The sequence below is a fragment of the Klebsiella pneumoniae subsp. pneumoniae HS11286 genome (genome assembly GCF_000240185.1).
GTDB lineage: Bacteria > Pseudomonadota > Gammaproteobacteria > Enterobacterales > Enterobacteriaceae > Klebsiella > Klebsiella pneumoniae.
This window is the reverse complement of the sequence record NC_016846.1, coordinates 80,835-101,008: the sequence shown is the minus strand read 5'-3', so window position 1 is coordinate 101,008 and position 20,174 is coordinate 80,835. Positions and strand designations below refer to the sequence as shown.

General features: G+C 55.6%; 40 protein-coding genes. 39 read left to right on the top strand and 1 reads right to left on the bottom strand.

The window, feature by feature from the left end; translation table 11 throughout:
- The first annotated feature begins 126 nt into the window (after window positions 1–126).
- The 37 genes from KPHS_p201480 to KPHS_p201120 all read left to right on the top strand — a co-directional run bounded on the left by KPHS_p201480 (window position 127) and on the right by KPHS_p201120 (window position 18,392).
- On the top strand, window positions 127–828 hold the full coding sequence (locus KPHS_p201480) for a putative methylase (protein ID YP_005229764.1): 702 nt from the start codon (window positions 127–129) through the stop codon (window positions 826–828).
- Window positions 828–1,049, top strand: a complete 222-nt coding sequence (locus tag KPHS_p201470) for a hypothetical protein (RefSeq protein YP_005229763.1) — start codon at window positions 828–830, stop codon at window positions 1,047–1,049. The genes KPHS_p201480 and KPHS_p201470 overlap by 1 nt, the downstream gene beginning before the upstream one ends.
- Window positions 1,050–1,058: 9 nt before the next feature.
- A complete protein-coding gene (locus tag KPHS_p201460) occupies window positions 1,059–1,478 on the top strand; it encodes a hypothetical protein (RefSeq protein ID YP_005229762.1) in 420 nt (139 codons plus the stop codon).
- Window positions 1,479–1,531: 53 nt separating this feature from the next.
- Entirely contained in the window at window positions 1,532–2,299 is a 768-nt protein-coding gene (locus tag KPHS_p201450) for a hypothetical protein (RefSeq protein ID YP_005229761.1), read from the top strand.
- Between the two features lie 72 nt (window positions 2,300–2,371).
- Complete coding sequence (locus tag KPHS_p201440; RefSeq protein ID YP_005229760.1) at window positions 2,372–2,728, top strand: hypothetical protein; 357 nt, start codon at window positions 2,372–2,374, stop codon at window positions 2,726–2,728.
- Between the two features lie 14 nt (window positions 2,729–2,742).
- A complete protein-coding gene (locus tag KPHS_p201430; protein YP_005229759.1) occupies window positions 2,743–3,408 on the top strand; it encodes a hypothetical protein in 666 nt (221 codons plus the stop codon).
- Between the two features lie 42 nt (window positions 3,409–3,450).
- Entirely contained in the window at window positions 3,451–3,957 is a 507-nt protein-coding gene (locus tag KPHS_p201420; protein ID YP_005229758.1) for an anti-restriction protein, read from the top strand.
- A gap of 42 nt (window positions 3,958–3,999) precedes the next feature.
- Window positions 4,000–4,191 carry a hypothetical protein gene (locus KPHS_p201410; RefSeq protein YP_005229757.1) on the top strand — a complete coding sequence of 64 codons (192 nt, stop codon included), beginning with the start codon at window positions 4,000–4,002 and terminating at the stop codon, window positions 4,189–4,191.
- A gap of 187 nt (window positions 4,192–4,378) precedes the next feature.
- Window positions 4,379–4,633, top strand: coding sequence for a hypothetical protein (locus tag KPHS_p201400; protein ID YP_005229756.1), 255 nt, complete (start codon window positions 4,379–4,381; stop codon window positions 4,631–4,633).
- Window positions 4,634–4,667: 34 nt separating this feature from the next.
- The gene (locus KPHS_p201390; protein ID YP_005229755.1) at window positions 4,668–4,988 is read left to right on the top strand and encodes a hypothetical protein; all 321 of its coding nucleotides are present in this window, start codon (window positions 4,668–4,670) and stop codon (window positions 4,986–4,988) included.
- Between the two features lie 232 nt (window positions 4,989–5,220).
- Window positions 5,221–5,649: a single-strand binding protein gene (locus tag KPHS_p201380; protein YP_005229754.1), complete on the top strand. Its 429-nt coding sequence runs from the start codon at window positions 5,221–5,223 to the stop codon at window positions 5,647–5,649.
- 18 nt (window positions 5,650–5,667) lie between these two features.
- The gene (locus KPHS_p201370; protein ID YP_005229753.1) at window positions 5,668–5,895 is read left to right on the top strand and encodes a hypothetical protein; all 228 of its coding nucleotides are present in this window, start codon (window positions 5,668–5,670) and stop codon (window positions 5,893–5,895) included.
- Between the two features lie 91 nt (window positions 5,896–5,986).
- Window positions 5,987–6,217, top strand: a complete 231-nt coding sequence (locus KPHS_p201360) for a hypothetical protein (protein YP_005229752.1) — start codon at window positions 5,987–5,989, stop codon at window positions 6,215–6,217.
- A gap of 51 nt (window positions 6,218–6,268) precedes the next feature.
- Window positions 6,269–7,624: a hypothetical protein gene (locus tag KPHS_p201350; RefSeq protein ID YP_005229751.1), complete on the top strand. Its 1,356-nt coding sequence runs from the start codon at window positions 6,269–6,271 to the stop codon at window positions 7,622–7,624.
- 47 nt (window positions 7,625–7,671) lie between these two features.
- Window positions 7,672–8,235, top strand: coding sequence for a hypothetical protein (locus KPHS_p201340; RefSeq protein YP_005229750.1), 564 nt, complete (start codon window positions 7,672–7,674; stop codon window positions 8,233–8,235).
- Window positions 8,236–8,578: 343 nt separating this feature from the next.
- Entirely contained in the window at window positions 8,579–8,950 is a 372-nt protein-coding gene (locus KPHS_p201330) for a hypothetical protein (RefSeq protein ID YP_005229749.1), read from the top strand.
- Between the two features lie 116 nt (window positions 8,951–9,066).
- Window positions 9,067–9,609, top strand: a complete 543-nt coding sequence (locus KPHS_p201320) for a single-strand binding protein (RefSeq protein ID YP_005229748.1) — start codon at window positions 9,067–9,069, stop codon at window positions 9,607–9,609.
- 48 nt (window positions 9,610–9,657) lie between these two features.
- Entirely contained in the window at window positions 9,658–9,906 is a 249-nt protein-coding gene (locus KPHS_p201310; protein ID YP_005229747.1) for a hypothetical protein, read from the top strand.
- A 69-nt stretch (window positions 9,907–9,975) separates the two neighbouring features.
- Window positions 9,976–12,033: a DNA-binding protein gene (locus KPHS_p201300; protein YP_005229746.1), complete on the top strand. Its 2,058-nt coding sequence runs from the start codon at window positions 9,976–9,978 to the stop codon at window positions 12,031–12,033.
- 44 nt (window positions 12,034–12,077) lie between these two features.
- Complete coding sequence (locus KPHS_p201290) at window positions 12,078–12,509, top strand: plasmid SOS inhibition protein B (RefSeq protein YP_005229745.1); 432 nt, start codon at window positions 12,078–12,080, stop codon at window positions 12,507–12,509.
- A complete protein-coding gene (locus tag KPHS_p201280) occupies window positions 12,506–13,234 on the top strand; it encodes a plasmid SOS inhibition protein A (protein YP_005229744.1) in 729 nt (242 codons plus the stop codon). Before KPHS_p201290 ends, KPHS_p201280 begins: the two co-directional genes overlap by 4 nt.
- Entirely contained in the window at window positions 13,231–13,557 is a 327-nt protein-coding gene (locus KPHS_p201270; protein YP_005229743.1) for a hypothetical protein, read from the top strand. The genes KPHS_p201280 and KPHS_p201270 overlap by 4 nt, the downstream gene beginning before the upstream one ends.
- Window positions 13,558–13,612: 55 nt before the next feature.
- The gene (locus tag KPHS_p201260) at window positions 13,613–13,987 is read left to right on the top strand and encodes a hypothetical protein (RefSeq protein ID YP_005229742.1); all 375 of its coding nucleotides are present in this window, start codon (window positions 13,613–13,615) and stop codon (window positions 13,985–13,987) included.
- A gap of 227 nt (window positions 13,988–14,214) precedes the next feature.
- Window positions 14,215–14,373, top strand: coding sequence for a hypothetical protein (locus tag KPHS_p201250; RefSeq protein YP_005229741.1), 159 nt, complete (start codon window positions 14,215–14,217; stop codon window positions 14,371–14,373).
- Between the two features lie 68 nt (window positions 14,374–14,441).
- The gene (locus KPHS_p201240; protein YP_005229740.1) at window positions 14,442–14,606 is read left to right on the top strand and encodes a hypothetical protein; all 165 of its coding nucleotides are present in this window, start codon (window positions 14,442–14,444) and stop codon (window positions 14,604–14,606) included.
- 76 nt (window positions 14,607–14,682) lie between these two features.
- Window positions 14,683–15,018, top strand: coding sequence for a hypothetical protein (locus tag KPHS_p201230; RefSeq protein YP_005229739.1), 336 nt, complete (start codon window positions 14,683–14,685; stop codon window positions 15,016–15,018).
- Between the two features lie 47 nt (window positions 15,019–15,065).
- Window positions 15,066–15,338 (top strand): hypothetical protein, encoded by a 273-nt coding sequence (locus KPHS_p201220; RefSeq protein ID YP_005229738.1) that lies wholly within the window; start codon window positions 15,066–15,068, stop codon window positions 15,336–15,338.
- The gene (locus KPHS_p201210; RefSeq protein YP_005229737.1) at window positions 15,335–15,685 is read left to right on the top strand and encodes a hypothetical protein; all 351 of its coding nucleotides are present in this window, start codon (window positions 15,335–15,337) and stop codon (window positions 15,683–15,685) included. Before KPHS_p201220 ends, KPHS_p201210 begins: the two co-directional genes overlap by 4 nt.
- A gap of 14 nt (window positions 15,686–15,699) precedes the next feature.
- Complete coding sequence (locus KPHS_p201200) at window positions 15,700–16,017, top strand: hypothetical protein (RefSeq protein ID YP_005229736.1); 318 nt, start codon at window positions 15,700–15,702, stop codon at window positions 16,015–16,017.
- 129 nt (window positions 16,018–16,146) lie between these two features.
- Window positions 16,147–16,281, top strand: coding sequence for a hypothetical protein (locus KPHS_p201190; protein YP_005229735.1), 135 nt, complete (start codon window positions 16,147–16,149; stop codon window positions 16,279–16,281).
- 143 nt (window positions 16,282–16,424) lie between these two features.
- Window positions 16,425–16,601 (top strand): hypothetical protein, encoded by a 177-nt coding sequence (locus KPHS_p201180; RefSeq protein YP_005229734.1) that lies wholly within the window; start codon window positions 16,425–16,427, stop codon window positions 16,599–16,601.
- A 135-nt stretch (window positions 16,602–16,736) separates the two neighbouring features.
- Window positions 16,737–16,862 carry a single-strand binding protein gene (locus KPHS_p201170; protein YP_005229733.1) on the top strand — a complete coding sequence of 42 codons (126 nt, stop codon included), beginning with the start codon at window positions 16,737–16,739 and terminating at the stop codon, window positions 16,860–16,862.
- Window positions 16,859–17,215: a hypothetical protein gene (locus tag KPHS_p201160; protein ID YP_005229732.1), complete on the top strand. Its 357-nt coding sequence runs from the start codon at window positions 16,859–16,861 to the stop codon at window positions 17,213–17,215. Before KPHS_p201170 ends, KPHS_p201160 begins: the two co-directional genes overlap by 4 nt.
- 60 nt (window positions 17,216–17,275) lie before the next feature.
- The gene (locus tag KPHS_p201150) at window positions 17,276–17,488 is read left to right on the top strand and encodes a hypothetical protein (RefSeq protein YP_005229731.1); all 213 of its coding nucleotides are present in this window, start codon (window positions 17,276–17,278) and stop codon (window positions 17,486–17,488) included.
- Window positions 17,489–17,498: 10 nt separating this feature from the next.
- On the top strand, window positions 17,499–17,723 hold the full coding sequence (locus KPHS_p201140) for a hypothetical protein (RefSeq protein ID YP_005229730.1): 225 nt from the start codon (window positions 17,499–17,501) through the stop codon (window positions 17,721–17,723).
- Between the two features lie 80 nt (window positions 17,724–17,803).
- Complete coding sequence (locus KPHS_p201130) at window positions 17,804–18,124, top strand: RelE-like toxin protein (RefSeq protein ID YP_005229729.1); 321 nt, start codon at window positions 17,804–17,806, stop codon at window positions 18,122–18,124.
- Complete coding sequence (locus tag KPHS_p201120; RefSeq protein YP_005229728.1) at window positions 18,114–18,392, top strand: XRE-like antitoxin protein; 279 nt, start codon at window positions 18,114–18,116, stop codon at window positions 18,390–18,392. Before KPHS_p201130 ends, KPHS_p201120 begins: the two co-directional genes overlap by 11 nt.
- 3 nt (window positions 18,393–18,395) lie before the next feature.
- Here KPHS_p201120 and KPHS_p201110 read toward each other — a convergent pair whose 3' ends face one another.
- On the bottom strand, window positions 18,396–18,611 hold the full coding sequence (locus tag KPHS_p201110; protein ID YP_005229727.1) for a hypothetical protein: 216 nt from the start codon (window positions 18,609–18,611) through the stop codon (window positions 18,396–18,398).
- A 265-nt stretch (window positions 18,612–18,876) separates the two neighbouring features.
- On the opposite strand from KPHS_p201110, the gene KPHS_p201100 reads away from it, so the two are divergent.
- The gene (locus tag KPHS_p201100) at window positions 18,877–19,218 is read left to right on the top strand and encodes a hypothetical protein (protein ID YP_005229726.1); all 342 of its coding nucleotides are present in this window, start codon (window positions 18,877–18,879) and stop codon (window positions 19,216–19,218) included.
- Window positions 19,219–19,328: 110 nt separating this feature from the next.
- Window positions 19,329–20,150 (top strand): hypothetical protein, encoded by an 822-nt coding sequence (locus tag KPHS_p201090; protein YP_005229725.1) that lies wholly within the window; start codon window positions 19,329–19,331, stop codon window positions 20,148–20,150.
- Window positions 20,151–20,174 lie beyond the last annotated feature (24 nt).

The following is a 20,174-nucleotide window of genomic DNA, read 5'->3' as shown; positions in this document are numbered from 1 at the left end:
AGACGGACGGCTGCGGTATTCCACGGTCGGCCTGACCCGTGACCGGACGCGATGAACAGGCAGCGTGCGGCAGGGAACGGTATCGCGGTGATGCCTCCTGCCCCCTCAGACTACAGGAGTGCTGCCATGTCCAGATTCATTCTCGGGAACTGTATTGATGTGATGCGCGGATTCCCCGACCGTGCCGTGGACCTTATTGTGACCGATCCGCCTTACCTCGTCGGTTTTAAGGACCGTCAGGGCAGACAGATTGCCGGGGATGTGACGGACGAATGGCTGCAACCGGCCACGCTGGAGATGTACCGCGTCCTTAAAAAAGACGCGCTGATGGTGAGCTTCTACGGCTGGAACCGTGTGGACCGCTTTATGGCCGCGTGGAAGGCGGCAGGATTCTATGCCGTGGGCCAGCTTGTGTTCACCAAAAACTATGCCTCCAACCGTCGTAACGCCAGGGCCCGACGCGGATTTGTGGACTACTGCCATGAAGGGGCTTATGTCCTTGCCAAAGGCCGCCCCGTGCCGCCCCTTAAACCGCTGCCGGATGTGCTGCCCTTCCCGTATACCGGTAATACCCTGCATCCGACGCAGAAACCAGTGGAGGCGCTACAGCCGCTGATTGAGTCATTCAGCGCTCCGGGCGCGATTGTTCTCGACCCGTTTGCCGGAAGCGGTTCGACCTGCGTCGCTGCATACCGTGCCGGACGCCGCTATATCGGCATCGAAATGCTGGCGCAGTACCACCGGGCCGGAACCGAACGACTGGCCGCCATGCACCGGGCCGTAAATACCCCGGCGGCGAACGATGAATGGCTTCCGGAGGCCGCGTAATGAATTACGACGGACACGAAGCCCTGCGCCGCGATATGGCCGGGCTGGCGAACAATCTTTGCGACCTGAAAACCACCCTGAAAGTGCTGGAAGACACGTACCACTACCGGTACGACGGACTGGCGGAACGGCTTGCCGGTATCAGTCTGCGACGTCTCAGCGTCCTGATGGATGAGGCGTTCAATATTGCACTGATGCTCGATGAAAGCTTTCTGGATTGAGGAGAGAACATGTACGGAACCCGTGAAGATCTTTGCAGGATGCTGAATGAGCAATATCCCGCAGAAACCCCGCTGAACCTGATTATCTGGACCCCGGCGGATATTGAAGCACTGGCTGACGGGATGGAATATTCCTTTTCAGAACATGACGTAAGGGCAGTACTGGAACGCATGGACACTATACCGGAAGAACAACGGCTTGAGTCGGGCGTGTCAGCCGGCCTGGTGATGGCACTGATAGACCAGGTGAAAGAGAACGGGCAGAGGGTGACTGTGCCGGTTGACCTGCTTGAAACCCTGCTGATTACCGCCGAACAGGCATTGTGGGACAGGGAATGGACCGCACGGGATCGCAATCTCCCGGTGCCGGAAAGCGTAATGCGCCGCCTGGCGGATACAGCAAAAGTGCGGGCATTACTGAAAAGCTGACAGCAGATCGCCCCGCCACGCGGCGGGGTGATATAACCCGGACAGAGACGATAATGATGAAAAAAGAAACCCTTAACACGCTTATTCTGCGTCACGGCGACCGGATGCTGCGCCAGGCTGGCTGGCCCGACACTGTTGATATGGCGCCCGTCGCCCCCGAAACCGTACCCGGCTGGCTTGCCGCCTGCGGCTCTCTCAGTGGCGTGGAAATCCTCACGCTTACGGAACAGCTTTGTCAGCCGCTGACGTATGGCCGGGCAGCGTTGTTGCTCGCCAGCGCCCGGCGGCTGGCGGGAACCCCGGCTCGTCTGCATCTCTTTCCGGTGCAGGCATATCCGCATCCGGAGCGGCTGGCTGACTGTCAGGTTATCCGCCTGCCTTACGCTCAGGAGTGGCTGACAGCGGCGGAATGTGACGATCTGCTGGCCTTCCTGAAAGCCTCCCTCACGCAGATATCGGAAATCGTCCACCGGGATACGAAGCGCATCGCCGCCGCGCTTACGCCGTCCGTCAATCCCCGTCTGATGGACAGGCGGATCGGTGACTGGCGCTTGCTGGCCGTGGAGTATGATCATGATAACTGCCTGGACGAAGACGAAACCGACAGGCTGGATCAGGTCCTCGATGCCATTCTGATTCGCGATGCGCGATTCTGCCCGGTCCTGCTCACCCTGGTTAACGAGCGGGAGGAAACTATCAGGAGCGCAGGGGTTATCGCTGATCAGCTGCGTTTTACGGACACTCCGGTCCGGCGCTGGTTTGATCGCCGGGTTTTAAGGGAAATGGTGAGAGAGGCCCGCGCCAGCAGAACTCAGGAGTGACAGCCCGGAGCGTCAGGGGAGGGGGACCCTCCCTTGTCAGCCTGCCGGCACAGGAGGTGTGGTGCGATAAGGATGTCGCCGTGCCGGCTCCGCGTCCACCCGGCCCGGTTTCCGGGCCTTTTGGGTGAACACAACCCTCTGTTATCGCCGTGCCGTGTGCTGGCTGTGCCGTGCCTTCACTTTAGCCCGGCAGCCGCAGAGGCTGGAGTTCGCTGGCGCCGCCATCCCCGGATAAGGCAGTCGCCGGCTTGCCGTTGCCGCCGGCTCCGCTTCACCCGGCCCCATCCCTCCGGTCCGTGGCCTTATTACTGCGTCTGTCGCGTTGCGACATCTGCTTCCGCTTTTCTCCCGGTGGTCGAAAAACGGGGGAGAGAAACCCTGTATTCAACCTCCTGCATCGCGACGGGTAGTGCCGTGCCTTCACTTTAGCCCGGCCGCTGCAGATGCAAGGGTGCGCTGACGCCGCCATCCTCGCCCGGTCGCAGGTTTTTTATGATGCTCGCCGTTCTTCCCGTCGTTTTCTCGCTCAGGTTTCGCTCGAAAACCGTCCAGACCAGCTTCGCGCTATATCTGCGCTGCGGCCTCCGGTGTCGCCCCTGCATCTTCCGCTTTTCGCCGGGCTGTCGTGTCGGCACGGCACAACCCGGTGCCGCAGTCTATGTGATTACGGAGGTTTATCCATGCAGTATGTGAATACATGCCCGGTCCTGAATGTTGAGGAGTCCGACCGCCTGTCTTTTATGCCGTACCTGTTCGGCACGGATTTCATGCTCGCGGAATTACAGGTGTACGCTCTGGCCAAAAAATGGATGCCCGAATATGAGGGCGGCTTCTGGCATTTTATTCGCCTGCCGGAGGGGGGCGGCTACATGATGCCGGATTGTGGCCGGGTACATCTGGTCAGTAGCGAAAACTGGTTTGATCGCACTGTCAGCGCCGACGCGGCGGGCATTATTCTGACCAGCCTGGCGATTAATCGCCGTCTGGCGGCCCATCATGACAGCAGTAACCCGGCGCTGACTCGCCTTTATATGCTGCGTGATGCCCAGCTCTGGAATCACATCACCTTTCACCCCGAATGCAGTGCTATTTACGCCGCGCTGGACTGATTAACGACCGGGGCGGTTACACCGCCCCGCAGGGAGACAAAAATGACTTCATCAGTAACCGTTCCGGCCGTCTACGTGGGCACATATCACCAGTACAACGGCGGCAGTATTTTTGGCAAATGGTTTGATTTAACCGACTTCGACGACGAAGACGAATTTTATGACGCCTGCCGGGCGTTGCATGCCGCCGAGGATGACCCCGAGTTTATGTTTCAGGACTGGGAAGGGATCCCGTCTCAGTTTGCCTCTGAATCCTCTGTTAAGTGGGCGTTTATCGAGGCATTCCGGCAGGCGCAGGACGAAGGACGCGCTGCCGCGTTTGTGGCCTGGGCGGACTATACCGGCGAGTGCGACTATGACGCCTTTGATGAGGCGTATTGTGGCGAGGCTGAAAGCGAGGAGGATTTTGCTTATGGCTTTGTGGAGGATCACGGCCTGTTAAACGAGGTGCCTGAATCCCTGCGCGTCTATTTCGATTATGAGGCTTACGCGCGGGATCTGTTCAGCAGCGGCTATGTCTTCCATGAAGGCTATGTATTCAGCAACTGATGACTATCCGGCGGGGAAGCCCGCCGGTTAAGGAGAAAGCACATGAAACTTGCACCACAAAGCCGCGATATCCTGCGACAGTACAAAGCCCTGATTAATGCCCGCCGCCGCGATGCCGGTCAGCGGGAACTGACCACTGCGCAGGTGATGGATGAAATCTGCGAATACATGACCTGTCAGTGCGCCGTCTATATTGGCGGCCATTTCATTCTTCAGGGGGGAAAGGCACGATAAATCACAGGGCAGGGGGGAACCTCTGCCGCTTCCGGCCGCGCGAAAACCCGGGCAGGCTGCGCCTGCCGGAGAGAGACGTCGCCGCGCCTCCGGCGCCGCGCACTCTCCTCTCCGTTGTCAGTCGCTGTTGCCCCGGAATTCGCGTATTATCAGGGATATCTTCCTGTAAAGCAGACCGGTAAAGCATATGTCAAAGTGGAATATCGCCTCTTTTTCAAAGGAGGAGCAGGATAAAGTTGCCGTCGATAAGGTGGCTGCTGCTGTTGCCTGGCAGGAGCGCATGAACAAGCCCGTCGTGCCGGAACTTGTTGAACGGGAACAGCCTGAACACCTGCGCGAATATTTCCATGAACGGCTCCGCGTACATCGACTGAACAGTCAGCAGCTGCCGCGCGCAAATGCGCCCGAATATAATAAACCCGGAGATGAGCAGCAGAAGTGATTCTTATAGTCAGTGTGTCCAGGGAGGAAATTTTATGCGTATGTCTCTGATGTTTGCAGCCGTGACGCTTTTAACCGGTATTAACCTGTTTTTTATTCCGTTTCAGCCTGTTCCGGCTCTGTGGGGGGCTATCCTGGCCGTTGCTTTTGTTCTGATTAATGTCGTGGCGGATAAGCTGCGCCTCTGGAGTGGCATTGCGTGGATTATCGTTGCCGGCATCATCATAACGCTGATGCTGAAGGGGAAAGAGCCGGGTGACGAATTACGCGGGTTGATCACCGTTTTTGCTTTCCTGGCTTCGGCCTGGTACTGCGTTGTACAGTACAGAAAAGAGCAGGGCGAATCTCAGTCCTGACCTGACCGGTACCCTTCATCTTGCTGCTGCTCTTCCTCTGGCTTTGCCTCACTTTCCTTTCACACAATCTGCTCCGGGGCCACCTTCGGCTCCTGACCCGCTGGCGCGGTTCAGTCGTCGAGCCACACTCCGCTAACCGCGAAAAGACGCGGTAAGCTCCGCCGAACCCGCTACGCGGTTTCGGGCCTGGCGGCTAGTGTCTGATGTCTGACGTCAAGGTCAACGGCAGCGCTTGCTGCGACCGTCCCGGTCGCGCCGCTTTCACCGTGCCGGCGAAGGACTGCCGGCACTCTGCGGGGCAACGCCGTTTCGCGCCCGCGCTCTTCGTCGTTGCGGCGGGTGCCTGCTCCTTTCCCCTGGTACCCGTATCACCCGTTTGAGTCCATTCGCCGGGGCTGAGACAAGCACAACCCGTCTTGCTGTCCAGGGGACGGCAGGGCCTTTCGCAATAAATTTTTCCCGGCCATTCCGCTGCCGCTTCATTAGGCCGAAAAAAATTTCCCGCTCACCCCCGGACATCTGCACCGGGCCGTGCTCGTTTACGCCCTTGCGGCGAACGGCTCTCAAACGGGTGAAGGTTATATCCAGGGGGCAGGTTCAGCAGGTCCCCGCACAAAGTCAAAACCGCGGCCCCGGCAACTCAACGGGTGATGTTCTTTAAAAATCAGGAAAAAGAAAAATGCAGGATCCTTCATTGCGAACGTATCGGATCGCATTTCTGGGAAGCAATGCCAGCGGCAATCTGCCGATGTTTACCCGGGTGCAGGCCACGACCGGAAAACGGGCGATAAAAGCGTTTATTGAACGCTGTGAACCCGTCAAAGGCTGGTTTCTGGGCGAACCGGAAGACATTACCGATCAGCTTAAGAAGGAGGAAGAAGAAGCGGGAAGCAAACCGCAGATATGAAAAAAGCAGGGTAAACCCTGCTTCTCCCACGCCGTAAAAATCGCACGAACGGTTTTTCCGGCTTCGTTAACTACCATAAGGAGTCAACTCTATGATCGTTTCTATTTTTTCACCTTCCGCAGGCGCTGTAAAGCCCCGTCGTCATTCGCGCATTCTGCGCGCAGATATCACCGCACCTGAGATTGATCCCGCTCTCAGAGCTTTCGGGCGTCATATCGCCAGAAGTCACCGCAAAGGGCGCGGTGTCCACATCCCCGCGATGAAAAATACCGCCCTCGGGCAGGTACTCCGCACGCTGGAACTGAAACGCGCATTTAACTGATGAGGTGAGCCGCCCCGCGAGGGGCGGCAACTGCAGGAAGGAGAAAACACAATGACACCGACTACCGCACAGATCATGACGGAAAATACCGTCAGCCAGACTTACCGGGCAACTTATTCACCCGATGATAATAAATTGCGACTTTACGCATCATTACGGCTCGATGAAGAAACGTATTCCCTGATCAACAAAGCAGGCTTTCGCTGGGCGCCCAAACAGGAACTCTTTGTGGCGCCAGCCTGGACGCCGGGGCGGGAGGATGTCCTGCTTTCCCTCGCCGGTGATATCGAGGACGAGGACAGCACCTTGTTTGATCGCCAGGAGCAGCGCGCCGGGCGGTTCAGTGACTACAGTGACCGGCGGGCGGTTGAATCGGAGCAGGCGCTTGCGCATGTTGATTCGCTGGCATCGGCTGTCCCGCTGGGACAGCCGATCCTGGTAGGCCACCACAGCGAGCGCCGCGCGCGCCGGCATGCGCAGAAAATTGAGAACGGCATGAAACGTGCGGTGATGCTGTTCGAGCGCGCCGAATACTGGGAACAGCGCGCGCAGGCCTCTCTGCGGCACGCGAAATACAAGGAGCGTCCGGATGTGCGTTACCGCCGTATCAAAAAAATCGAGGCGGAATTACGCAAGTCCCAAAAGCACATTGCCCGGTCTGAAAAGTATATGACGATGTGGCGTGCGCAGACGCTCGATCTGAAAATGGCGTTACTGGTCAGTAATTATGATCATATTCATGCCTGCTTCACGCTCGACAAATACCCCCGCCCGACAGAGAAAAGCCAGTATGAGGGCTCGATGTCTCTCCATTCTGCCCTGTCTGAGGAGATCATTACTTTTGAACAGGCGCGGGATATTGCGATCCGCTGTCATGAGCGCACGATTAGCCACCAACAGCGCTGGGTTAATCATTACCAGAACCGCCTGGCCTACGAACGCGCGATGCTTAATGAAAACGGTGGCGTTGTCACCCGAACAGAGGAATTTGAACCAGGCGGGCAGGTACTGAGCCGGGGAGAATGGTTAACCATTCTCCGGGTTAACCGGAGTCAGGGGGAGGTGAGTTCAGTCGAAACGCCCTGTTATCGCTTTCTGGGCTACAGCGGCACGATGAAACTCACGCCCGACCGTATCACGGACTACAAAGCCCCGACAGCGGAGGAAGCCAGCGACGCGAAGAAAGCGGCGAAGCGCCCACCGATCGTCAACTATCCGGGGGAAGGGTTCCGGGAAATGACAAAGGCCGAGTGGGCGAAATTACCCGCTGATTATAAAGGCGTGCGGGGTGCTGCAGAAACCGAAACACACGGCGCTTACCGCTTCCGCCGGTGCATGACGCACGGCTGTACGCTCGTGAATGTGTATATCACAGACATGAAAACCGTTGAAATTCCGAAAAAATGACAGGAAGGCTCCCCGGCATCTTGCCGGGGAGATCAGGGAGTACATTCATGCATCATGACCTTAAACACCGTATTCAGGCGATGCGGGACAAACTGGAGGGGCGCGCCCCTGTCGCTGAAATTCAGGGGAGCTCGCAGCTTTTTGTCACCCCCGCCCCGGAATGTCGCCGGCTGGTTGAGCTGGCTGATGTCCGGGAAACCGATCGCATTCTGGAACCCAGCGCAGGAACGGGCGCCATACTGCAGGCGATCAGGGATACAGTCCCCCGGGCGAAGTGTGACGCCGTGGAGCTGCACGCCGGATTAGTCAGCCACCTGCAGGCACGTTTCCCGGAGGTCCGGACCTGGTGCGGGGATTTTCTCGAATATCATCCGGATCGCCGGTATACCCGAATCATCATGAATCCGCCGTTTCATCGCGGTGATGATATCCGGCATATCCGGCGGGCATTAACTCTGCTTGAGCCTGGCGGGATTCTGACGGGCATATGTCTGGACGGCCCGCGTCAGCAAAAGGCGCTGGAGTCCCTGGCGGACGTCTGGGAGCCGTTGCCGCGGGGAACATTCACGTATACCCAGGTAGCGACCGCCATCCTCAGAATAACCGTCTGATGACACGTTAAGCCGGCGGGGCACCTGTCCCCGTCTGGCCGCGCCTCGAAAGACCGCGCGCCTGCGGCGCCGGGAAAACCGGGCCGCGCTGACGCGCCGCCCGCATTTCCTTTCCGCGTCTTCCCTGTTTGCTGCCTGCTGTCTGTCTGCTTCCTCTTCTTCTCCCTGCTGTGATGCCTCTTTTTAACCCTTAAAGGCTTTAAAAGCACACCCACACTGGACACCTTCGGCTCCTGGCCAGCTACGCTGTCCGGTCGTCGAGCCACACTCCGCTAACCGCGAAAAGACGCGGTAAGCTCCGCCGAACCCGCTACGCGGTTTCGGGCCTGGCGGCTAGTGTCTGATGTCTGACGTCAAGGTCAACGGCAGCGCTTGCTGCGACCGTCCCGGTCGCGCCGCTTTCACCGTGCCGGCGATAAAGCTGCCGGCACTCTGCGGGGCAACGCCGTTTCGCGCCCGCGCTCTTCGTCGTTGCGGCGGGTGCCTGCTCCTTTCCCCTGGTACCCGTATCACCCGTTTGAGTCCATTCGCCGGGGCTGAGACAAGCACAACCCGTCTTGCTGTCCAGGGGACGGCAGGGCCTTTCGCAATAAATTTTTCCCGGCCATTCCGCTGCGCTTCATTAGGCCGAAAAAAATTTCCCGCTCACCCCCGGACATCTGCACCGGGCCGTGCTCGTTTACGCCCTTGCGGCGAACGGCTCTCAAACGGGTGAAGGTTATATCCAGGGGGCAGGTTCAGCAGGTCCCCGCACAAAGTCAAAACCGCGGCCCCGGCAACTCAACGGGTGATGGTTTTAAAAGGCAAAACAACGGATTAAGGAGATTCATCATGGCAGCACGTGGCGTTAACAAAGTCATTCTGGTTGGACATCTGGGACAGGACCCGGAAGTGCGTTACATGCCCAACGGGGGCGCAGTGGTCAATCTGACGCTGGCCACGTCTGAAACATGGCGTGACAAGCAGACGGGAGAGATGCGCGAAAACACCGAGTGGCACCGTGTTGTCATGTTCGGCAAGCTCGCGGAAGTGGCGGGTGAATACCTGCGTAAAGGCGCACAGGTCTACATCGAGGGCCAGCTGCGCACCCGCAACTGGCAGGACGATGCCGGAGTCACGCGCTACGTCACCGAGGTGCTGGTCGGGCAGAACGGCACCCTGCAGATGCTCGGCGGCCGCCGTGAATCCGGAGTGCCTGAGAGCGCCGCGCAGCCGCAAAATCCTGCCACCCCGGCACAACCTGCTCAGGCCGCAGCTAAATCCCCGAAAGCGAAGGGCGGTAAGAAAGGCCGTCAGGATGCCGCCCCGTCTCAGCAACCGCCTCAGCCACTCCCGGATGATTTCCCACCAATGGATGATGACGCGCCCTTTTAAACCACGATGAAGACGCCCCGTTCAGGCGGGGCAGAAAAGGAGAAACACATGGACCATAACGTTTTGTCCCCGCTTGTATCCCTGCCGGATGGCACGTTTACCCGCGAGCAGGCTCAGGTTGTCGCAGCGCAGTATCAGAATGTGGCGATTGAAGATGACCAGGGGACCCATTTTCGCCTTGTCGTCCGTCATCAGGATGACGGCAGCATGATCTGGCGCGTCTGGAATTTTGAACCGGGCGGCGAGGACATGATGAACCGCTACATCCGGGACTACGGAGTACGCAAAACGAAGTAAGCAGTAAGAAGAAGGCCGGACAGGTGGGCTGTCCGGCAGACATTCATCAATAGCTAAGAGGTATCAATTATGTCTGCAACAGAGTCTAAGGTAAAAACTGCACCGAAAACCAGCAAAAAAACGCTTAAGTCTGCCGAAGCTGAGGCGCTTAAAGTGGCTCTCGATGCCGCACAGGTCGAGTATGTCCCGGTGACGGCACTGGTGAAGTCTCCCCTGAACGTCAGGACCATTCCCTATCCGGCGGAGAAAGTCTGTTCAATGGCAGATTCCATTGAAGCCATTGGCCTGTTGCAGAATCTGGTCGTGCATAACCTCCCGGATGGTCGCTGTGGTGTGGCTGCCGGTGGTCGTCGCCTGAAAGCGCTGCAGCTCCTGCAGAGTGAAAACCGTATCGATGCCGGATATCAGGTGATGGTGAAAAAGGTACCTGATGAACTGGCTGTTGCGGCATCAATGGCAGAAAACGAACAGCAGATGGCAATGCATCCGTCTGAACAGATCGCCGGGTTCCGCACACTGGCAGAGCAGGGGAAAACCGCCGCGCAGATTGGCGATTTGCTTGGGTTCGGTACGCGTCATGTTCAGCGCATGTTGAAGCTGACCGAACTGGCTCCCGAAATTCTGGCGGCGCTGGCGAAGGATGAAATCACCACCGAACACTGCCAGGCACTGGCGCTCGAAAGCGATCAGAAACGCCAGGTGGAAGTGCTGGAATCCGCCCGCAAACGGTCCTGGAATAATGAAGCATCAGTTTCCTCGATCCGTAACCTCATTATCTCAGAAGAGGTTTCCACAAACGGCGACAAATTCCGCTTTGTGGGAGAGGCCGCATTCAGTCCGGATGAAATCCGGGTTGATCTCTTCAGCAGCGAAAACGGCGGCTATGTCAAAAGTGCATCGCTCGATACCGCCCTGCTGGAAAAACTGCAGAACATCGCGGAGCACCTCCGCGAAGCGGAAGGCTGGTCATGGTGTGATGGTCGTCTTGACCCGATTTCTCACTACGGGAAGGACACTAAAATCTGGCGCCTGCATGCTGTCCCGCCTGTGGAATATACCGAAGCCGAATCAGAACGTCTTGCGGAGCTGGAAGCTCTGGAAGCTAAGTATGAAGACGAGAACCCCGGCGTGAATGATGACGTCGTGGCCGGGGCTCTGGAAGCCGTCTGGGAAGAACAGCAGACCATCGCGCACCGGGCAAAACACCGGGCATGGACGGATGAAATGAAGCAATCTGCCGGAGTGGTGGTTTCCTGGACTGGCCAGGAGGTGAAAGTACAGCGCGGTGTGGTGCTGTGCGCCGATGAAAAAATGGAGGAGAAGGATGCATCCACCGATCAGGCCCCTGAAAAAGTCGATCCGCTGGACGCCGTCAGTGTCCCGTTGCTGACCCGCCTTTCTTCTGAACGCACACTGGCGGTTCAGGCGGCCCTGTTGCAGCAGCCGCAGAAAGCCGTCGCGCTGATGGTCTGGAAAATGTGTAACTCGGTTTTCCATACCACAACGTCCGTCAAAGAGCCGTTCTGCATTAGCGTGAGTGTGTCGCATTACGCGCTGACCCGTGAAGCACCTGACGGTGAAAACAGCGTTGCGTTTCAGGCCATCCAGTCAGAAAAAGAACGTCTTGAAGCCCTGCTGCCGGAAAACTGGCGAAAGGATATGACCACCTTCTTTACGCTCGATGGCGCAACCCTGATGGCACTGATGGCTTTCTGCACCGCCTGCTCCATAGATGGTGTACAGGGCAAGGATGAATTTGGTCGTAAACACCAGAGTTCGCTGGATGGGGTGGAAAACGCCATTCAGTTTGACCTTCGTGACTGGTGGAAACCGACGGCTGATAACCTTTTCTCGCACATGAAGCTGCCACACATTGTACAGGCACTCTCTCAGGCCGGACTGGCTGGCGCAGCACAGGACGCCGCGAAGATGAAGAAAAAGGATGCCGCTGAACATGCAGAGCACTTCCTCTCAAAAATCCGTTGGGTTCCGGAATGGATGACCAGTGCTGACAATCAGAAACAGCTTGCCGCAAAGTCTGAACTCAGTCTGGCAACAAGTCAGAACGATACCGACGCTGATGCCGGCGACGTCACCGACCATAACAACCCGGCCTGCGCCGCCTGATAACGGAGACGCCGCCCTGCGGGGCGGCGATAAGGAGACTGAAAATGAAAACGTTACTGACTCTGGATGTCCTGAAAACCATGTCTTCTGATGAGCTGGAAGACTACCGCGCCGCCGGTGAAGACTTTCGCCGGGAGCTGAGTCACGCTGTCATGCGCGATCTGACCTCACCGTCCGGCTGGTCCGTGAATGCCGAATACCGGTGCGAATTTGGCGGCTTCTTTCCTGTCCAGATCCGTTTTACCCCCTCTCATGGTCACTTTGATGTGGCGGTATGCAGTCCGGGGGAGTTGAATCCTCGCTGGATAGTGGTCTTTGTTACCCGTGACGGTCAGCCGTTCTCTGTCGTTCGCGTGATGGATGCATTCAACCCTGAACTCATCACCCATACTCTGGATCTCATCGAGTGTCTTGACGCCGGTGGCTACTCGTTTGCCAGCATCATCAGCACGCTGTCACAGGAGGGCGCACAATGATCCCGTCATCCAGTGCTCTTGTATCCCTGAAACCAGCCCGTCAGGCAGCGCTGCAGGCCATCATGACGGTGGAAGAGGCTCGCCAGCGCGGCGCACGTCTGCCATCGATGCCACACGTCCGGACATTCCTGCGCCTGCTGACAGGCTGTAGCCGGATTAACAGTGACGTTGCCCGCCGTATTCCGGGCCTTCACCGTGATCCAAAAGACCGCCTTTCCAGCCTGAAACAGGTGGAAGAGGCGCTGGATATGCTTATCTCCAGCCACGGGGAATACTGTCCGCTGCCGCTGACAATGGATGTGCAGGCTGAACTTTTTCCGGAAGTCCTTCATACCCGAACAGTACGCAGGCTAAAACGTCAGGACTTTGCCTTCACCCGAAAAATGCGCCGTGAAGCCCGTCAGGTCGAGCAGTCCTGGTTACTGCGTCAGAACCTGCTGGGACAGGCTGTCACAGAACTGAATTTTCAGTCACCGGAAACCGTCTGCACCTGGTACACCCGGTGGAGCGACGAGTTTGACGCGGCAGAGCTTGCAGCACCGTTCTGGCGCTGGCAGTCGCGATTCACATCGCTGAAGGAACTGGACTGGCTTCGCATCAGCGGTGAGCCGCTGTATGCAGTGATGTACGAAATTCCGTTAATTGTCCGGGAAACACCTGAGCATATTCGTGTTGCTGAACGCTGGCAGGTGCCAAATAAGCTGGCTGATCGGAGTGGTGTATGAAGTGGCGCTATTCTCTGCGCTGGAAACTGCCGCACAGGCCCTGCCCGGGTCCACGGGAACTGATTTCCGTTGTCGTGGAGGCTGGGCAGGCGGCACCTGAAGAGGTGATGTCACGCTGGGTGGCTGGCTCAGGTTACGCTGTATGCGTGGATTTTCACGGCCAGAAACAGATCCAACGCTGGAGCGATGAACGGAAAGCTGCGGTGAGAAGGCGCAACATGCAGGCTCGTATTCATCGTGTTGCCCCTTTGTTTGCCGACGAGTTAATCGAGCGTGAACTGGCTGCGCGTCCGGAGTATTTCAATGGCAAGTCCGCCCGATGAATAAGTACAATGCTGTCTGACAACTCAGATGGCCAAATACAAGGAAAGCAGAACTATGAGGTACTGGTTGCTCGTTATCTTAATGAACGTGCTGTTCTGGTTGATCGTGAAGCATGTTGCTCCGGAATGGTATGGTTCCCCTTGTTATTATGCAGGCCAGATTATCTGCACACTAATAGCTGCGGTCATCACATGGCGTGATCCGCCTGACTGGTTAGATGGAATCCTGCTCGGCGTTATAGAATTCGGCGTTCTGATTGCCGGGATTATATTCTTTGTCTGGGGCATCGGGTACAAGCTGGCATTCTGGGGGCAACATGATCCTAATACCATATATGCAAGTGCAAACGATGTGATTTTGCCTAATCTTGCGCTGGGCACGGGCGTCTTGATTGCGGGATGGGTATACATTAGATATTTAAAGCGCTAAGCAGCATAAAGCGTGGATATACCTGGTAAGAAATAGCACCGTCCCGGTATAATCGACGTGGCGCTTGAGGCTTTTTGCCTCATGACGTGAAGGTGGTTTGTTACCGTGTTGTGTGGCAAAAAGCAGAAAGCCCCGTAGTTAATTTTCATTAACCCACGAGGCCACCTGTATGCCTAGACAACATCAGGATAGCCTCTTAGATGCCGCAAGGCAAGGAGAAGAAGGCCATGAAACTGCCGCGAAACACTCTGCTCGGGTGCGTATTAATAGTGTGCCTCACACTGCTGATATTCACTTACCTCACCCGGAAATCACTTTGTGAAATCCGGTACAGGGACACGAACAGGGAGGTGGCGGCTTTTCTGGCTTACGAATCCGCTAAGTAGCTAACCCCGGCGGGGGGAAGCCCCCGCCATTCAGGGGAGATGATGTCTGACAAGCCTGAAGCGCCTTTATGAAGGGGTTACCGTTCACCGGTAGCCCCTTTTTCCTGCTTACAGGAAAAAAAGCCCGCACGACAGGCGGGCAAAAATCTTTCATCTACCTACAACACAGATTCAATGAATCGCAAGTCACATTAACATCCTTCATTCACCGTAACACCCTGTCATCAGTCTGAAAAAAAAGTGATTGATTGTGAACATTTGGGTTCTGGTGATAAGTTCTCTCTGTAGCGTAGCCCTCTTTACGGAGGGGTGGAAACAGCAACGGCAGAGTTAAAAGACCACGAGTCAGTGAGGCTGTCCAAAGGCTCCCCGGGGAAACCCGGCGCTACATCAGGTTGCATAGCACTTAACCCGCCCGCCTGCCGGGTTTTCCTTCCGGAAAAGTGCTGCTATAACTTATTCGTGCAATGCGCGGTATCCGCTTTCCTGGTAAATCAGTCGCCCGGTCTGCCAGGTGATACTGCAGTTCATTCCTTATATGATACAGTGATGTTCGCCTGCTTTTTAAGCAGGCTTTTTTTGTTGATTATGTATGACATCTGTCATACAGTTGATTGCGTAATGAACAGAAATTGTTCCACTTAACTCAGTGAGGCGAAGCGCAGTCGCGGGTGAGCCAAAGGAGAGCCAGCATGAACTTCACGATAAAATCCCGTAAAACCGGCGAAATTTTCAGTTTTTACGCACCCGACAGTGGCGGTTATGTTCACCTGGAGTCCCCGGGGCACCCTGGTAACACCGGCGCCCAGATTTGCTGTGGTGGAGGGTTCATGGGGAGTACGCTTTCCTGTGGCGCTTCTGAGGACGATCTGGCCAGTGTTGCCCGTAAATGGTACCGACAGTTCGTGAGGGAGCGGCGCAAATTCTTAATTATGTCGGGCCAGTATTCTGAGGATAACCAGTGAAAAAAGAGATCTCCCGCAACCCCTCTTTCACACCTTCGCCTAAGCTGCGAGCACATCTGAACTCCCACAGGGAAGGGGTGACTGAACGGCTGAATAATATCTTTGATCGCTATGCGCATCTGGTTCGCGCCTGTGCCCTTCCTCTCGATGCCGAAGAAACACAGGTTCTGCTTAATGTGCTGAATGGCTCCGTTGTGGAACCCGCCTTTATTGAATATCTGGCTCAGGAAATTCGGGACTCGGATGATTATCTGGAAGGGATACCCGCAGCTAAATCACTGTACGAAAAGTGTCAGTCAGCGACCTATCCGCAATTGCTGGCCACCGTCGAACGGCTCGATCGCTGAAGAAGGTAAATCCGATGAGTGACGTACTTTCCTGCAGACAACTTACGGCTAATCTTAAGATGATTGCCGGGGCGATTGGCTGCCTCAACAGGAACGATGTTGCACAAATTATCAGCCTGGGCGGTGTTCCATGTTCAAAAAGCCGGGCCGACTCGATAATCCGCAGTGCCGGGGCGGAAAAAAATGCATCCGGTAATTCTCATCTTCGCGGAGCCAGAATAAAACGATCCGCAGATGTCACACCGGAAGAATTCAATGCGTTTTGTGCAGGGCTGAAAACATTTCTTGTCTCGTTTGAAACGAATAATGTGAGTGAAAACAATGATAAGTAAGCTCCTGACCTGTCTGTGCTCCGGACAAATGCAGTTTCAGGAATTAATAAATCCCTATATATGGCAGCGTTAATTTTGTGACGCGGATTATTACATCCAGCCCGCTTATTGAGCTGTAGATATTGATTTATGTTGATTGTTCTCGATTCGTCCATTGGATCAGCCCGTTATTTCTCTGCGGGCTTTTGTTCTTATATTCCTCCGTTCCTTCCTGTGATGGCTTTATTTCCTGCTGTGTCCCTTTTTAAAACTGAAAAGGATTAAAAGCACACCCACACTGGACACCTTCGGCTCCTGGCCAGCTGCGCTGTCCAGTCGTCGAGCCACACTCCGCCAGGGCAGCTGCTTCGCACCCGCCGGGCTCCGCCGAACCCGCAAGCGGTTTCGGGCCTGACGGCTAGTGTCTGATGTCTGAGGTCAGGGTCAACGGCAGCGCTTGCTGCGACCGTTCCGGCCGCGCCGCTTTCACCGTGCCGGCGATAAAGCTGCCGGCACTCTGCAGGGCAACGCCGTTTCGCGCCCGCGCTCTTCGTCGTTGCGGCGGATGCCTGCTCCTTTCCCCTGGCGCCGTATCACCCGTTTGAGTCCATTCGCCGGGGCTGAGACAAGCACAGTCGCCATCATCCGTCCAGGGTAAATGGCACGCGGTAAACCGCGCCCTGGACAGCTGCTGTCGCCCGTGCTCGTTTACGCCCTCGCGGCGAACGGCTCTCAAACGGGTGAAGGTTTTATCCAGGGGGCAGGTTCAGCAGGTCCCCGCACAAAGTCAAAACCGCGGCCCCGGCAACTCAACGGGTGATGGTTTTAAAAGGCAGAAAAAACAGACAAAGGAGAAAGCTGGATGAGCACACAAAACGTCAACGTAAAACCCTCCACCAAAGAAAGCACAACCCTCCGGACTGACGGTTTTGTGCGCAACATTCATTCCCGAAACCCGTTCGATGTTATCCGCGCCGATGTAGTGCTGGAACGTATCGAGAAAGAGGCTGGTTGGTGCTGCGGGATGCATTACGAGCTGTATCAGGCCCATCTGCTGGGTGGTGCGCTGGATTATCTGGATGCGCTGCCGTTGAAAGACCGTCCGGTGTTAATGGGCGCTGCGGCAAAGCGCGGCTATCTGCTGACGCTAGCCGAAGAGGAACGCGCGCTGGAAGCACGGGATGTACTGATGAGTGAACTGGCGGCAAACGACTGCTGAGAAATAAACACGGATGGCGGCGTATCGCTGCCATCCCTTAAAGACCAGAGGTAACGCAAAATGAAAGTATACGGCCATCAACACTCATCAGAGGTTTTCTCCCGGGAAACTTCCCCATCCTGTTTTGAACCAAAAGCGGAAAAGTTGATCGCTTTTCATGGAAAGGATGCCAGTTACGCCTATAACGTGCTGGCCGATCTGAAAGCCGCAGGTGCTTCATATACGCGCCGGAATATCATCGCCGATATGTTCCGCCGTCTGGGTGTGGAATGAGGTCTGGGCAATGGAACACGTGAAAAGACAAATCCAGCAGGGGGCAGGGAACGCCTATTATGCGGGGATGCAGTGGCGCGGTATTACACTCGGACACGCCGATGCTGCAGCGCTTAATCAGTTTGATATCGATATCAGCAAAGCTCAGGCACCCGAAGCACGCACCTGGTTGCTTCAGAACAAAGCGGAATTCATAGCTCTTATGCTGGGTATTGAGATTGTAAAGATCGGGTAGTGAGAAGTTAGCTAACTTAGCTCTTGAGCTAAGTTAGCTTTTAAGCTAACGTATACACATACGGACCAGAGATTACATTCATGTTCACAGTCATCTTTCATGATGAGGCTGAAAAAGAGTTTACGGCTCTGCCTGCTGCCATTCGTGCAAAAATGGCCAGGCTACTCATGAAGCTGGAAGCAAACCCTCGCCAGCTACGCGAGCCAGATACCAAGCCGCTTGGAAACGGCCTTTTCGAAATACGTACAATGGGGGCAGATATCGCCCGCGGAATCTGGGTATATCAGAGTGGTGAACGTATTTTTCTACTTCGGATCTTTATCAAAAAATCGCCAAAAACGCCCCCGGCAGAAATAGATCTGGCACTTCGCAGACTGGAGGAAATGCAGAATGAAATATAAAACCCTTAGCCAGGTTCATACCGAAGCAATGAACGATCATGAGTACAGCGCGGCATTCGAGGCAGAAGAAGCCTCGGAGCTACTTCGGGAAACCTTAGCAACATGGAGAAAAGAAGCGGGTTTGACGTCGGCACAGGTTGCAGAACGTATGGGCATCAAAGCGCCTACTATCTCACGTATGGAGAAGAACGCTTCGCGAATGAGTATTCAGACGCTGGTTCGGTACGCCAGAGCCTGCGGTGTTAACTTTAAAATTCAGCAGGTTTGAATGTCACTCGTCAGCCGGATCCTCAGTGGTGAACGCAGTCTGACCCTCGATCACATGCGGGCGCTGGCAAATCGATTTCAAATCCCGGTCTCGATGTTTGTTGACTGATTCGGGAACAGAGCAGGCGAAGGGGGCATCTGTCCCCGTCTGGCCGCGCCTCGAAAGGCCGCGCGCCTGCGGCGCCGGGAAAACCGGGCCGCGCTGACGCGCCGCCCGCATTTCCTTTCCGCGTCTTCCCTGTTTGCTGCCTGCTGTCTGTCTGCTTCCTCTTCTTCTCCCTGCTGTGATGCCTCTTTTTAACCCTTAAAGGCTTTAAAAGCACACCCATACTGGACACCTTCGGCTCCTGGCCAGCTACGCTGTCCAGTCGTCGAGCCACACTCCGCTAACCGCGAAAAGACGCGGTAAGCTCCGCCGAACCCGCAAGCGGTTTCGGGCCTGACGGCTAGTGTCTGATGTCTGAAGTCAAGGTCAACGGCAGCGCTTGCTGCGACCGTCCCGGTCGCGCCGCTTTCACCGTGCCGGCGAAGGACTGCCGGCACTCTGCAGGGCAACGCCGTTTCGCGCCCGCGCTCTTCGTCGTTGCGGCGGGTGCCTGCTCCTTTCCCCTGGTACCCGTATCACCCGTTTGAGTCCATTCGCCGGGGCTGAGACAAGCACAACCCGTCTTGCTGTCCAGGGGACGGCAGAGCCTTTCGCAATAAATTTTTCCCGGCCATTCCGCTGCGCTTCATTAGACCGAAAAAAATTTCCCGCTCACCCCCGGACATCTGCACCGGGCCGTGCTCGTTTACGCCCTCGCGGCGAACGGCTCTCAAACGGGTGAAGGTTATATCCAGGGGGCAGGTTCAGCAGGTCCCCGCACAAAGTCAAAACCGCGGCCCCGGCAACTCAACGGGTGATGGTTAAAAAATTAAACAGGTGAAGGAGAATAATATGCGTTTAGCATCCCGATTTGGACTTACTCATTCCATTCGTCAGGAACGCCCACTGACTAACGATGAATTAGTCAAGGTTGTACCTTCTGTGTTTTCAGAAGAAAAGCATAATTCACGTAGTGATCGCTATACCTATATTCCAACCATTACACTGCTGGATAAATTACGTGAAGAAGGTTTCCAGCCATTTTTTGCCTGTCAGTCACGAGTAAGGGATGAGGATAAACGGGGGCATACTAAGCATATGGTAAGACTTCGCCGTGAAGGGGCCAATAAAGGAACAGAAGTACCCGAAATCATTCTTCTTAACTCGCATGATGGATCGTCCAGTTATCAAATGATCCCGGGTATGTTCCGTTTTGTATGCACAAATGGCCTTGTGTGCGGTACGTCGTTTGGTGAGATTCGTGTACCTCATAAAGGTGATATTGTTGGAAGGGTTATCGAAGGTGCTTACGAAGTTCTGGGAATTTTCGATAAAATAACTGAAGGCGTTGATGTCATGAAGTCTATTGCCTTAACCAAGGAAGAACAGCGTCTGTTTGGACAAGCTGCATTAACCTACCGATATGAAGATGAAAATAAATCTCCGGTCAGTATTGAACAGATAATTCATCCGCGCCGTTATGAAGATAAAAAAGATGACATCTGGACTACATATCAAAGGGTCCAGGAAAATCTGATTAAAGGCGGTTTGCCTGGCCGAACTGAAAAAGGGAAAAGAACAACAACCCGGCCAGTAAAAGCAATCGATGGTGATGTTAAACTCAATAAGGCATTGTGGTTAATTGCGGAGAAATTCCGCACTCTTAAAGGCTAATTATAAGCGCCGGGCAGCTGTCCG

What these genes read in the sequence shown, in the direction of transcription:
- KPHS_p201480 (YP_005229764.1), top strand. Translation starts at nt 127, where the DNA reads ATGTCCAGATTCATTCTCGGGAACTGTATTGATGTGATGCGCGGATTC.
- KPHS_p201470 (YP_005229763.1), top strand. Translation starts at nt 828, where the DNA reads ATGAATTACGACGGACACGAAGCCCTGCGCCGCGATATGGCCGGGCTG.
- KPHS_p201460 (YP_005229762.1), top strand. Translation starts at nt 1,059, where the DNA reads ATGTACGGAACCCGTGAAGATCTTTGCAGGATGCTGAATGAGCAATAT.
- KPHS_p201450 (YP_005229761.1), top strand. Translation starts at nt 1,532, where the DNA reads ATGATGAAAAAAGAAACCCTTAACACGCTTATTCTGCGTCACGGCGAC.
- KPHS_p201440 (YP_005229760.1), top strand. Translation starts at nt 2,372, where the DNA reads ATGTCGCCGTGCCGGCTCCGCGTCCACCCGGCCCGGTTTCCGGGCCTT.
- KPHS_p201430 (YP_005229759.1), top strand. Translation starts at nt 2,743, where the DNA reads ATGCAAGGGTGCGCTGACGCCGCCATCCTCGCCCGGTCGCAGGTTTTT.
- KPHS_p201420 (YP_005229758.1), top strand. Translation starts at nt 3,451, where the DNA reads ATGACTTCATCAGTAACCGTTCCGGCCGTCTACGTGGGCACATATCAC.
- KPHS_p201410 (YP_005229757.1), top strand. Translation starts at nt 4,000, where the DNA reads ATGAAACTTGCACCACAAAGCCGCGATATCCTGCGACAGTACAAAGCC.
- KPHS_p201400 (YP_005229756.1), top strand. Translation starts at nt 4,379, where the DNA reads ATGTCAAAGTGGAATATCGCCTCTTTTTCAAAGGAGGAGCAGGATAAA.
- KPHS_p201390 (YP_005229755.1), top strand. Translation starts at nt 4,668, where the DNA reads ATGCGTATGTCTCTGATGTTTGCAGCCGTGACGCTTTTAACCGGTATT.
- KPHS_p201370 (YP_005229753.1), top strand. Translation starts at nt 5,668, where the DNA reads ATGCAGGATCCTTCATTGCGAACGTATCGGATCGCATTTCTGGGAAGC.
- KPHS_p201360 (YP_005229752.1), top strand. Translation starts at nt 5,987, where the DNA reads ATGATCGTTTCTATTTTTTCACCTTCCGCAGGCGCTGTAAAGCCCCGT.
- KPHS_p201350 (YP_005229751.1), top strand. Translation starts at nt 6,269, where the DNA reads ATGACACCGACTACCGCACAGATCATGACGGAAAATACCGTCAGCCAG.
- KPHS_p201340 (YP_005229750.1), top strand. Translation starts at nt 7,672, where the DNA reads ATGCATCATGACCTTAAACACCGTATTCAGGCGATGCGGGACAAACTG.
- KPHS_p201330 (YP_005229749.1), top strand. Translation starts at nt 8,579, where the DNA reads ATGTCTGACGTCAAGGTCAACGGCAGCGCTTGCTGCGACCGTCCCGGT.
- KPHS_p201320 (YP_005229748.1), top strand. Translation starts at nt 9,067, where the DNA reads ATGGCAGCACGTGGCGTTAACAAAGTCATTCTGGTTGGACATCTGGGA.
- KPHS_p201310 (YP_005229747.1), top strand. Translation starts at nt 9,658, where the DNA reads ATGGACCATAACGTTTTGTCCCCGCTTGTATCCCTGCCGGATGGCACG.
- KPHS_p201300 (YP_005229746.1), top strand. Translation starts at nt 9,976, where the DNA reads ATGTCTGCAACAGAGTCTAAGGTAAAAACTGCACCGAAAACCAGCAAA.
- KPHS_p201290 (YP_005229745.1), top strand. Translation starts at nt 12,078, where the DNA reads ATGAAAACGTTACTGACTCTGGATGTCCTGAAAACCATGTCTTCTGAT.
- KPHS_p201280 (YP_005229744.1), top strand. Translation starts at nt 12,506, where the DNA reads ATGATCCCGTCATCCAGTGCTCTTGTATCCCTGAAACCAGCCCGTCAG.
- KPHS_p201270 (YP_005229743.1), top strand. Translation starts at nt 13,231, where the DNA reads ATGAAGTGGCGCTATTCTCTGCGCTGGAAACTGCCGCACAGGCCCTGC.
- KPHS_p201260 (YP_005229742.1), top strand. Translation starts at nt 13,613, where the DNA reads ATGAGGTACTGGTTGCTCGTTATCTTAATGAACGTGCTGTTCTGGTTG.
- KPHS_p201250 (YP_005229741.1), top strand. Translation starts at nt 14,215, where the DNA reads ATGAAACTGCCGCGAAACACTCTGCTCGGGTGCGTATTAATAGTGTGC.
- KPHS_p201240 (YP_005229740.1), top strand. Translation starts at nt 14,442, where the DNA reads ATGAAGGGGTTACCGTTCACCGGTAGCCCCTTTTTCCTGCTTACAGGA.
- KPHS_p201220 (YP_005229738.1), top strand. Translation starts at nt 15,066, where the DNA reads ATGAACTTCACGATAAAATCCCGTAAAACCGGCGAAATTTTCAGTTTT.
- KPHS_p201200 (YP_005229736.1), top strand. Translation starts at nt 15,700, where the DNA reads ATGAGTGACGTACTTTCCTGCAGACAACTTACGGCTAATCTTAAGATG.
- KPHS_p201190 (YP_005229735.1), top strand. Translation starts at nt 16,147, where the DNA reads ATGTTGATTGTTCTCGATTCGTCCATTGGATCAGCCCGTTATTTCTCT.
- KPHS_p201180 (YP_005229734.1), top strand. Translation starts at nt 16,425, where the DNA reads ATGTCTGAGGTCAGGGTCAACGGCAGCGCTTGCTGCGACCGTTCCGGC.
- KPHS_p201160 (YP_005229732.1), top strand. Translation starts at nt 16,859, where the DNA reads ATGAGCACACAAAACGTCAACGTAAAACCCTCCACCAAAGAAAGCACA.
- KPHS_p201150 (YP_005229731.1), top strand. Translation starts at nt 17,276, where the DNA reads ATGAAAGTATACGGCCATCAACACTCATCAGAGGTTTTCTCCCGGGAA.
- KPHS_p201140 (YP_005229730.1), top strand. Translation starts at nt 17,499, where the DNA reads ATGGAACACGTGAAAAGACAAATCCAGCAGGGGGCAGGGAACGCCTAT.
- KPHS_p201130 (YP_005229729.1), top strand. Translation starts at nt 17,804, where the DNA reads ATGTTCACAGTCATCTTTCATGATGAGGCTGAAAAAGAGTTTACGGCT.
- KPHS_p201120 (YP_005229728.1), top strand. Translation starts at nt 18,114, where the DNA reads ATGAAATATAAAACCCTTAGCCAGGTTCATACCGAAGCAATGAACGAT.
- KPHS_p201110 (YP_005229727.1), bottom strand. Translation starts at nt 18,611, where the DNA reads ATGCGGGCGGCGCGTCAGCGCGGCCCGGTTTTCCCGGCGCCGCAGGCG.
- KPHS_p201090 (YP_005229725.1), top strand. Translation starts at nt 19,329, where the DNA reads ATGCGTTTAGCATCCCGATTTGGACTTACTCATTCCATTCGTCAGGAA.